Annotated in this window: 10 protein-coding genes and 1 pseudogene; 3 read left to right on the forward strand and 8 right to left on the reverse strand. The window is 76.1% G+C overall.

Features of this window, described 5'->3' with window-relative positions; translation table 11 throughout:
• Positions 1–936 (reverse strand): annotated as a pseudogene (locus tag ABZW03_RS30145) (hypothetical protein); the annotation flags it as partial.
• Positions 937–1,128: 192 nt separating this feature from the next.
• Between ABZW03_RS30145 and ABZW03_RS30150 the strand changes: the two are divergent.
• Positions 1,129–1,560 carry a GNAT family N-acetyltransferase gene (locus ABZW03_RS30150; protein WP_355265127.1) on the forward strand — a complete coding sequence of 144 codons (432 nt, stop codon included), beginning with the start codon at positions 1,129–1,131 and terminating at the stop codon, positions 1,558–1,560.
• Positions 1,561–1,621: 61 nt separating this feature from the next.
• Here ABZW03_RS30150 and ABZW03_RS30155 read toward each other — a convergent pair whose 3' ends face one another.
• From ABZW03_RS30155 to ABZW03_RS30170, 4 genes are all read right to left on the reverse strand, one after another.
• Positions 1,622–2,740 carry a DUF6183 family protein gene (locus ABZW03_RS30155; RefSeq protein ID WP_355265130.1) on the reverse strand — a complete coding sequence of 373 codons (1,119 nt, stop codon included), beginning with the start codon at positions 2,738–2,740 and terminating at the stop codon, positions 1,622–1,624.
• 13 nt (positions 2,741–2,753) lie between these two features.
• Positions 2,754–3,335, reverse strand: coding sequence for a TetR/AcrR family transcriptional regulator (locus ABZW03_RS30160; protein WP_355265133.1), 582 nt, complete (start codon positions 3,333–3,335; stop codon positions 2,754–2,756).
• Between the two features lie 106 nt (positions 3,336–3,441).
• Positions 3,442–4,863 (reverse strand): amidase, encoded by a 1,422-nt coding sequence (locus ABZW03_RS30165; protein WP_355265136.1) that lies wholly within the window; start codon positions 4,861–4,863, stop codon positions 3,442–3,444.
• Positions 4,850–5,059 (reverse strand): hypothetical protein, encoded by a 210-nt coding sequence (locus ABZW03_RS30170; RefSeq protein WP_355265139.1) that lies wholly within the window; start codon positions 5,057–5,059, stop codon positions 4,850–4,852. The genes ABZW03_RS30165 and ABZW03_RS30170 overlap by 14 nt, the downstream gene beginning before the upstream one ends.
• Positions 5,060–5,205: 146 nt before the next feature.
• On the opposite strand from ABZW03_RS30170, the gene ABZW03_RS30175 reads away from it, so the two are divergent.
• Entirely contained in the window at positions 5,206–6,111 is a 906-nt protein-coding gene (locus ABZW03_RS30175; RefSeq protein WP_355265142.1) for an MBL fold metallo-hydrolase, read from the forward strand.
• Positions 6,112–6,353: 242 nt separating this feature from the next.
• Positions 6,354–7,112: an MgtC/SapB family protein gene (locus ABZW03_RS30180; protein WP_355265145.1), complete on the forward strand. Its 759-nt coding sequence runs from the start codon at positions 6,354–6,356 to the stop codon at positions 7,110–7,112.
• Positions 7,113–7,169: 57 nt separating this feature from the next.
• Here the strand turns inward: ABZW03_RS30180 and ABZW03_RS30185 are convergent, their stop codons facing one another.
• From ABZW03_RS30185 to ABZW03_RS30195, 3 genes are all read right to left on the reverse strand, one after another.
• Positions 7,170–7,529, reverse strand: coding sequence for a hypothetical protein (locus ABZW03_RS30185; protein ID WP_355265148.1), 360 nt, complete (start codon positions 7,527–7,529; stop codon positions 7,170–7,172).
• Positions 7,530–7,635: 106 nt separating this feature from the next.
• A complete protein-coding gene (locus ABZW03_RS30190) occupies positions 7,636–8,679 on the reverse strand; it encodes a helix-turn-helix domain-containing protein (RefSeq protein ID WP_355265151.1) in 1,044 nt (347 codons plus the stop codon).
• 65 nt (positions 8,680–8,744) lie between these two features.
• Positions 8,745–9,617 (reverse strand): zinc ribbon domain-containing protein (locus ABZW03_RS30195; RefSeq protein WP_355265154.1); only part of this gene is annotated, 873 nt, incomplete at its 5' end.

The following is a 9,617-nucleotide window of genomic DNA, read 5'->3' on the forward strand; positions in this document are numbered from 1 at the left end:
GACGCGCTCCTCCGCTCCCCCTTCCCCGGTCGGGGCGACCGCCCGCAGGTCCGTCCGCGGGGCCGGGGGCTCGTCGGCCCCGGTGGCCTCGGCGGCCTCGTCCAGGGCGCCGAAGCCCTCCGCAGCGATCCCCGGGTGGTCCACCAGGGCGACCGGTGAGGACAGCACCACCCGGCGCTCGCCGTCCGGCCCGGCCAGCACCGGCCAGGTGCGCTCGTTGCGGCACCGCTCGACGGCCGGGCGGGCCCACGCGGGCGGGTCGGTGACCGACAGGAAACCGTTGTGCTCCAGCCCGAGCAGCAGGTGGGCGGAGACCAGCGAGCGCGGCAGCGCCTCGTCCCGGGTGGCCCGCCGGGGCGGCCGCCAGGCGGAGGTGTTCTCCACCTCCACGACCAACCGCCACGCCCGGTACGGACCGGGCAGTTCCTCGCCCCGCAGCCAGAGCAGGCCGTCGACCTGTTCGCGCCGCCGCACCAGCCGGCCGACGACGGTGCCGTGCTCGTGCACCAGCCCGGTCTCGCCGACGCCGGGCAGCCGGAACGGGCGGTGCACCCCGCTCCCGGCCAACTCCGCGACGGGAAGGACCAGTTCGACCCGCTCCTCGACGCCCTCGTCCCACGCCGCGAGGTCCCGGCCCGCCAGCTCCAGCCGCTCCACGGACTCGAAGCCGGCGGCGTTGGCCCGTTCGACGGCGTGCCGCCGGACCCGCAGGAAGCGCAGCTCGACCGCCAGCACGTCCCCGCCGCACGCCTCCATCAGGCACTCGGTGCGCTGGTGGGAGTGCTCGCCGCCCTGCGCGGTGTACTCGGGCGGCACCAGGACACCGCTCTGCCGGTGCGGCCCGTCGTGACCCGGGTCGCCGTCCCGCAGCGCCGCGTCGGCGAGCCGCCGGGCGGCCGCGAAGCCCCGCTCGACCCGCTCCGGGAACGCGCTCACGGCGCGGCCCCCTCGGGCGCGTCGGTGTCGGTCGTTCCAGCGGTGGCAGCGGCTACGGCTCTGGCAGCGGTCGCAGCGCCCATGAGGACGCCTCCTCGGGGACGGGAGCCGGACGGAAGGGCTCGAAGCCAGTCATAGCAACGGTCCGGACCGGCCGCCGGGCGGCGAAGCCGTACGGGTAGCATGTAAGCCATGCACTCGATAGTCGACCCTTACGAGATCCGTCCCGGCGTGCCCACCGTCGAGGTCTTCCGTCGCCTGCGCACCGACGCCGGCCTCTCCGACAAGGCCCCCGAGGCGGTCGCGCTGGCCCTCCCCAACACCTGGTACGGCGTGGTCCTCCTCCACGAGGGCGAGCCGATCGGCATGGGTCGGATCATCGGCGACGGCGGCACCGCGTTCCAGGTCACCGACATCTGCGTCCACCCCGCGCACCAGGGCCACGGCCTCGGCAAGCGCATCATGGCCGCGCTCACCGAGGAACTGGAGCGCCGGGCCCCCGCCACCGCGTACGTCTCGCTGATCGCCGACGGCCCCGCGCGCTTCCTCTACGAGAAGTTCGGCTTCGCGGACACCGCCACCCACGACTCCGTCGGCATGTACCGCCTGATGGACGGCCGCTGACGCCCCCTCGACTCCCGCACCGTCGGGGGCCGGGGCAGAACGGTGGCCCGCCCGGCCCCCGTCAGTCGGTGTCGGTCGCGGCCAGCACGGCCAGGCGGCGGCGGTCCGGGGCGAGGGCGGCCAGGCCGAAGTCCCAGGCGACCTGCTCGAACCACGTCGTGCCGGCGTCGAAGCCGTACCAGGTGCAGTCCCGCACCCGCGCCTCGACCTCGACGGCGGTGGCGCCCTCCGGGCACCCGGCCAGCGCGGCCATGGACCGCCAGGCCGCCAGACGCCCGTAGGCGCCGTGGACACCGCGGAAGTACGCCCCTCCCGTCGACGCCGCGGCGAAGAGCACGCGCCACGCCAGGGCCGGCGGACCGGCGTCGACCGACCACGAACGCCCCACGCCGCCCAGGCAGTCCAGCCCCAGCGCGAGGAGCGCGTTCGGGACCGCTTCGGCGGCCAGCGGTTCGCCGAAGTCGAAGACCCGCGCCTCGACCCGTCCGTTGGACTCCTCCAGCCAGCCCGCCACGGCCGTGGCCATCGCCGCGTCGGCGGCCGGGGTGGTTGCCTCCCGCGCCGACGGGACGCGTGCGCCGGCGACCACCGCGGCGCGGTGGCCCTCCAGCACTCCGAACGGCATCGCGTGGCTGCTGACGACGGGACCGTAGCTCGGCAGATCGGCGCGCGCCTCCATGGCGGACGCCGTCAGCGGGAGCCAGCCCAGGGGGTGGTGGCGCCAGTGCGGCGACGTCGCCCAGGCCGAGATCCGCGGCAGCTCCGCGACGGCCACGCCCCGGAGCACCAACTCGTGGACCAGGCAGGCCCGGAGCTCCTCCGAGGCGCGGCCGGTGAACGCCGCGGCCAGGTCCGCCGGCTCCTGGCCGGAGGCCAGCAGCGAGGCCGTGGAGCGGTCCAGTTCCCTGCTCGTGACCTCGGCCGTGGCGACCAGCCGCAGCGCCTGGGCGGCGTTCTCGGCGCCGGCGGTGCCGGCCAACAGCCGGAGCAGCCGGTCGAGGACACCACTGAACTGCCACGCCCGGCCCCGGGTTCCGTACCTCCTGGCGAGGGCGATGCCGAGGTCCGCGACGAAGGCGGCGTCCCCCTGCGCGACCCGTTCGCCGGCCAGCGCCCACACGCCCTCGAAGCTCTTCAGGCCCGGCAGCTCCGCCACGATCCTCGGTATCCGGTCGTCCACGCCCCGAGCCTACTCACGCCGTGCCGACGGGTCGGGCGGGGGTGGCGAGGAGGGTGGTGACCAGGTGGTGGGCGTAGGCGGTGTCCAGGCCGGCGGGGCGGAAGAGGATGCGGTACATCAGGGGGGCGACGAGCCGGTCCATGGCGGTCTCGACCTCGGGGGCGTCCTCGCCGCGGGCCCGGGCGCGGGCGAGGACGAGGGCGAGCTGGTCGGCGGCGTAGGCCGAGCACCGGCCGGCGTTGCCGCCGTCCAGGTCGCCGAGCAGGGCGTCGCGGACGTAGGCGCGGCCGGAGGGGGAGCCCATCTCGTCGAGGAACTGTTCGGCCCAGGCGGTGAGGTCGGCGCGCAGGCCGCCGCGGTCCTCCGGTTCGGTGTCGGGGCGCAGCCGCTCCACCGCGACGTCGGACAGCAGCTCGGCCAGGTCGCCCCAGCGGCGGTAGACCGTGGACGGGGTGACCCCGGCCCGCTGGGCGACCAGCGGCACGGTGAGCGCCTCGCGGCCCACCTCCGCGAGCAGCTCGCGCACCGCGGCGTGCACCGCCTCCTGGACCCGGGCGCTGCGCCCGCCCGGGCGGACCATCTGCCGAGGACTCATACCGTCATCTTAAAGCCTCGCCTTTGCGTTAAGTCGGGCGCCGTCGAGCCACCCGGGGACCGTCGAGCCCCCGCGCTCGGAGCCCCCGCGCTCGGAGCCCCCGCGCTCAGAGCCCCCGCGCTCGGAGCCCCCGCGCTCGGAGCACCGGCGCGAGCGCCCGCGCGGGCTGCGTCCGCTCGAACGCGTGCCCCACCCGCAGCAGGGTCCGCTCGTCGAACGGCCGCCCGAGCAACTGCAGGCCGATCGGCAGCCCCGCCGCGTCCTGCCCCGCCGGGACGGAGAGGGCGGGCAGGCCGGTCACGTTGGCCGGGGCGCAGAGCCGCACGTAGGCGTCCGAGACGCTCTCCCGCGTGCCGTCCGGCCAGTCGACCGCCTCCTGCCCGGCCCGGACCGCCGTGGTCGGCACCGTCGGGGCGGCGATCACGTCGACCTCCGCCAGGAGCCGCGCCCACGCCTCCCGGATCAGCGTCCGGGCGCGCTGGGCGCGCAGGTAGTCGACCGCGCCGATCAGCTCGCCGGCCTCCAGCAGGACCCGGACGTCCGCCTGGTACAGCTCCGGGACGGTGCGCAGGGTGCGCGCGTGGTAGGCGGTGGCCTCCGGCGCCACCAGCCCCCAGAGCGTGGGCAGGAGGTAGCGGGCCATCGGGATCTCCACCTCGACGGGCCGGGCGCCGAGCGCCTCCAACTGCTCGACGGCGCCGTGGACGGCGGCCGCCACCTGGGGGTCGACGTGGTCCACGTAGTGGTTGCCCGGCACGCCGACCCGCACGCCCGTCAGGTCCGGCTCCCGCTCGGGCCGGTAGTCGACGGCGGGGGCGGCCACCGAGGCCGGGTCGCGCGGGTCGTGCCCGGCGAGGGCGGCCAGGACCAGGGCCGCGTCCTCGACGCTGCGGGTGATCGGGCCGACGTGGTCGAGCGACCAGGACAGCGCGGTGACGCCGTGCCGGGGCACCAGCCCGTAGGTGGGCTTGAGGCCGACGACCCCGTTCAGCGCGGCGGGCACCCGGATCGACCCGCCGGTGTCGGTGCCCAGGGCGAAGGTCGCCGCCCCGGCGGCCACGGCGACGGCGGAGCCGCCGCTGGAGCCGCCGGCGACCCGGCCACCGTCCCAGGCGTTGCCGGTCTGCGGGGTGGTCAGGCCGTAGGCGAACTCGTGGGTGTGGGTCTTGCCGACCAGGACGGCCCCGGCGGCGCGCAGCCGGGCGGCGACGGTGCTGTCGGCGGCCGCCCGGTGGCCGTCCCGGACCCGGGAGCTGGCGGTGGTCGGCGTTCCGGCGACGTCGATCAGGTCCTTGAGCCCGACCGGGACGCCGTGCAGCGGCCCCCGGTACCGGCCCCGGGCGATCTCCCGCTCGGCCGCGCGCGCCGCCTCGCGGGCCTGCTCGGCGGCGACGGTGACGTACGCGCCGAGGTGCGGCTCCACCCGGTCGATGCGGCCGAGGACGGAGTCGACCAGCTCCACGGGGGACAGCCGCCGGTCCCGGATCTCCGTCGCGGCGGCGGCGAGGGTCAGCTCATACGGCCGCATCGGGGTTCTCCCCTCCCGCGCGGTAGGCGGCGCCGGGCGGGGTGTCCCCGAAGTCCAGCTCGCGCAGGACCGCGACGACGGAGCGGATGTGCTCGGCGGTGGCCGCGACCGCGGCGTGGCGCTCGGCGGGCAGGTCGAGTCCGGCCCGGGCGGCCCAGCGGGCCGCCTCGGGCGGGGTGAGTTCGGCGAAGGACACGGGTGCGCTCCTGGTCGTGGGCGGCACGGCGGGGGCGGCTCGGAAGCGCGACCTCCACTTAAAGCCAAGGGTTTGCGTTAACGCGACTGTAGGTTCTACGGTCGCGCTAACGCAAACGAATGGCTTTTACGACGAAGGAGCGCCCCGTGCCCGGCACCCCCACCCCCTCCTGGACGGTCGGCGACCTCACCGTCCACCGCATCGACGAGGTCCCGCTGCCGCCCGCGACCGGGCCGTGGCTGCTGCCCGACGCCACCCCCGAGGTGGTGGCCGGCCACGACTGGCTGCGGCCCGCCTTCGCCGACACCGACGGCGTGCTGCGCCTGGACAGCCACAGTTTCGCCGTCGTCCTGGACGGGCTGCGCGTGCTCGTCGACACCGGCATCGGCAACGGCAAGCAACGGGCCAACCCGGCCTGGCACGACCTGCGCACCGACTACCTCCAGCGCCTCACCGGCGCCGGATTCCCGCCGGACGCCGTCGACCTGGTGGTCCTCACCCACCTGCACGCCGACCACGTCGGCTGGAACACCCGGGCGGTGGACGGCGCGTGGGTGCCCACCTTCCCCGGCGCGCGGTACGTCACCGCCCGCGCCGAACGCGAGTTCTGGGCCGGGTACGCCATGGACGAGGCGCGCGAGCGGATGTTCCAAGACTCGGTGCTCCCGGTCGAACGGGCCGGGCTGCTGGACCTGGTCGACGTCCCGGCCGAGGGCCTGCGGCTCCTCCCCGGCCTGCGCCTGCTCCCCACCCCCGGCCACACCCCGGGGCACGTCGCCGTCGAACTGACCGGCCGGGACCGGACGGCGCTGATCACCGGCGACTGCGTCCACCACCCGGTGCAGCTCGCCCGCCCCGCCCTCGGCGCCTGCGTCGACATCGACCCGCGGCGGTCCGAGGCCACCCGCCGCGCGCTGCTCGCCTCGCTCGCCGGCACGGACACCCTGCTGCTCGGCACCCACTTCGCCCCGCCCACCGCCGGGCTGGTCCGCGCCGACGGGGACGCCTACCGGCTGCGGGCCGTTCCCCCGGCGCCCGTCGCCCCGGCGTGAGCCCCCCGGCCCGGGGCCCGGGCCGGGGCGACGGGCGCGCACCGGGCGGAGCCGCCGTTCCGACGCGCCGTCGGTTCGCCTCCGCTCCACCCCTCGACCGTCAAGTCGGCCCGTTCGAGCGCCGGTCCGATCGTCCGATAAGCCGTACGCTCAATGGCATCCGCTGCGCCGAACCGGGCCCGGTGCCCGGCCCCCCCGGTGCCCGGCCCCCCCGGTGCCCGGCCTCCCCGGCGGGCGGGACGATGCGACGGCAGGAGGAGTTGAGGACGCTGAACGCGGTCAACGATCCTTTCGGCCAAGGGTGGTTGCACTTCACCGACTTCGCCATCGCGCTGGTCCTGGCCAGCGCGATCGGCCTGGAACGCGAGATCAGACAGAAAGCCGCCGGGCTGCGCACGTACACGGTCGTCGGCCTCGGAGCGGCGCTCTTCACCCTGGTGAGCAAGTACGGCTTCAGCGACGTGGTCGAGAACGGCGTGGTCACCGTGGACCCGTCCCGGATGGCCGCCCAGATCGTCTCCGGCCTGGGCTTCATCGGCGCCGGCGTGATATTCGTCCAGCGCGGCTCGATCCGGGGGCTGACCACGGCCGCCACGGTCTGGCTGACCGCCGCGATCGGCACCGCGGCCGCCGCCGGACTGCCGCTGCTCGCCACCGCGGCCACCGCCGCCTACTTCTTCGTCGGCTACGTGCTGCGGCCCCTCACCCACCGGCTGCCGAGGCTCGGCACCCGCCCGGTCAGCTGCCACGTCACCTACACCGAGGGCCGCGGCCTGCTCCGCCTGCTGCTCGCCCGGATCACCGCCGAGGGGTTCTCGGTCGCCGAGCTGGCGACCGTCGACCGGGCCGCGCCGCCGGACGAGGGCGGCGGTGCCGACGACGAGCGGGTCGCGGAGGTGTCCATCACCCTGCACGGCCGCGGGGACCTCTCCGCCCTCACCGTCGAACTGGCCCGGATCCCGGGCGTCCTGGCCTGCGCGATCCGCCCCGCCGAGGACTGAGGCCCGCCTCAGGACGGGCCGGGTGCGTACGCCGCACCCGGCCCGACGCGACGAGGATCAGCAGGCGTCGATGTACCAGACCGGGCCCCAGTCGCCGTAGCGGTCGCTGGAGGGGGCGCCGGGCGTGGTGTAGATCAGGTTCTTCGACTTGCCGTACATCTTCGCCCGGGTGCCGGCGGACTGGTTGTTGTACCAGGACCCGCCGCTGTTCAGGCCGTCGGGGATCTCCTGCAGGTAGCAGTCCTTGAACTTGAACGCGAGGTCGTGGAAGTTGCTGTCCGCGTAACCGCAGAAGTAGTACTTGGGGCAGTCGGCGGGCGCCGGCTCGACCATCGCGTTCGCCGCGGGGGCGAGGAGCGTGGTGACGGCGGCGAAGCCGATCGCGAGGGCGATGCCGGCCTTGCGGGCGAAGCGCATGGGGACCTCCTGAGGTGACGTCGTGACCCGGGCGGGTTCGGCGCCCGGTGCCCTCAGTCTCCGGGGCCGCCGCACCGCCGCTCGACGTGATTCGGCCTGGACCGAATCACGGCCGCACCGCTCGACTCCGGCCGGAGCCGGGCGAATCGGGCTCGTCGCCGAGCAGGCCGGCGCCGAGCGCGGTCGGGCTGTGGAGGGCGGTGTTGCGGTACCGGGAGGTGCTGATCAGCGAGGACTCGCGCAGCACGGTGGCGTGCTCGCTGGCGCTGGAGGGGGTGATCCCGGCGAGGGCGGCCAGTTCCTTCGTCGAGCAGCCGGGGTGCCGGACGACCGCCCGCAGGACGGCGGCCCGGGTGCGTCCGAGCAGAGCGGACAGGGCGGACGGCCCGGTCCCCGGCCCCGGCGCGGCCCGGTCGGGGCCGAACAGGGCCGGCCGTTCCGCCAGGGTGCCGTCGTCCACGGGGTAGGTGATCACCGGCCGGGGCAGGCCGTGGGTGTCGTCGCTGACCATGACCCGCTTGGCGAACACCGAGGGGACCAGCAGGACGCCCTGCCCCCGGAGCCGCAGGTCGTGGTCCACGTCGCTGCGGACCTCCAGCACCGGCGGCTTCCAGCGCATCCACCGGGGATCGGCGCCGGCGAGCAGCAACTCGACGCCCCCGCCCAGGAACTGCCGCATCCGCACGGCGCGGTCCGCGGCGTAGCAGTCCGTGATCCCCGACCAGTAGGGGCCGACCAGGTGCTCGTAGAGGACGCCGACGCTCGCGCCGAGCTCCTCCCGCAGGGCCGCGTCCTCCGCCAGGTGGCGGGCCCACCGCGGCACGGGCTGGTGCTCGGCGATCGCGGCCAGCTCCGCCGCGACGATCCGGCGCGGAGTCGCCCGGACCCGCTCCAGCAGCTCCTCCGGGCTTCCGGCCACCGCGGGCATCAGGAAGGTCGGCCCCCAGCCGTCCGCCGGCACCAGCGACAGCGCCATCCGGGCCCGGTCGGGCAGCCGGCCCAGGACGCCGCGCCGCCACGGGTCCAGCCGCGCCGCGCGGCTCCGCTCCTGCAACGCCCGTGCCGCGGCCATGAGTTCGGCGAACGGCATCGAGTCGGCCGGCCGGGTCCGGGCCAGGTCCTCGGCCGTGAAGTGGATCCGGTACGCCATCGGTCCCCCTGTTCCCGACCACGGGTCGGCGACGGCCGGCGAGGCGCCGGCCGCCCGCCGACGGCTCAGGTGCGTTTGAAGAACTCCACCTCCGAGAGCGCGATGGCGCGGTCCGGGCCGGTTCCGGCGGCCTCCCGGACGGTGAGCCTGACCTGGGTGACGTCGCTGATGCCGGTCGGCACGGTCTGCGGGCCCGGCTGGTCGTTGAGCGAGACCTGCTGGGTGTGGACCTCGCCGTCCTTCTCCGTGACCTCCAGGGTGAGGACGGTGGGCCGCCCCTGCTGCCGGAAGTGCTGCGGGTCCACCGAGTCGCCGGTGTGGACGATCAGGTCCACCAGCCGGAACGGGGTGCGGAAGGAGAAGGTGACGGAGTCCCCGATCGCGGGTGCGCCCCAGTAGGTGTTGCTGAGGCCGTCGTCGGCCAGGGCGGCCGGGTGGCCCTCGACGGCGGCGCTCGCCGAGGTGGCCGAGGGGGTGATCGACGCGGTGCTCCGGAGCTTGTCCAGCACGTCCTGGAAGACCACCCGGCCGGCCGGGTACAGCAGGATGCCGGCGACGACCACCGCGGCGAGGGCGAGCAGCGCGATGGTGCGGCGCAGCGCGTTGCCCGAGCCGCCGATCCGCACCCGGCGGCGGAACGGCCACCGGGTGCGCCACCAGGGCAGCTCGGGCGCGGCCGCGGTGAGGGTGAGCGGTGCGGCGCAGCGGCGGCAGAACTTCCGCTCGGGCAGGTTGGGCGTGCCGCACCGGGGGCAGGGCGGGCCGTCCTGGGTCTCGACGGCCTCGGCCGGCCGGCTGACCGGGCGGGGTGCGACGGGCTTGGCGGGCTGGACGGCCACCGGGTCGGCCTGCGGGGCCGGCCGTACGGGGGCGGGCGCCGGCCGTACCGGGGCGGGGCTCGGGCGCGCGGGCTCGACGGCGGGCGGCGGGGCCTCGGT

It is taken from the genome of Kitasatospora sp. NPDC004799 (assembly GCF_040609095.1).
Classification (GTDB): Bacteria; Actinomycetota; Actinomycetes; order Streptomycetales; family Streptomycetaceae; genus Kitasatospora.

Excerpts from the sequence above, each read along its gene's own strand:
- ABZW03_RS30150 (WP_355265127.1), top strand. The coding sequence starts at position 1,129 with ATGCACTCGATAGTCGACCCTTACGAGATCCGTCCCGGCGTGCCCACC.
- ABZW03_RS30160 (WP_355265133.1), bottom strand. The coding sequence starts at position 3,335 with ATGAGTCCTCGGCAGATGGTCCGCCCGGGCGGGCGCAGCGCCCGGGTC.
- ABZW03_RS30165 (WP_355265136.1), bottom strand. The coding sequence starts at position 4,863 with ATGCGGCCGTATGAGCTGACCCTCGCCGCCGCCGCGACGGAGATCCGG.
- ABZW03_RS30180 (WP_355265145.1), top strand. The coding sequence starts at position 6,354 with ATGCGACGGCAGGAGGAGTTGAGGACGCTGAACGCGGTCAACGATCCT.
- ABZW03_RS30185 (WP_355265148.1), bottom strand. The coding sequence starts at position 7,529 with ATGCGCTTCGCCCGCAAGGCCGGCATCGCCCTCGCGATCGGCTTCGCC.
- ABZW03_RS30190 (WP_355265151.1), bottom strand. The coding sequence starts at position 8,679 with ATGGCGTACCGGATCCACTTCACGGCCGAGGACCTGGCCCGGACCCGG.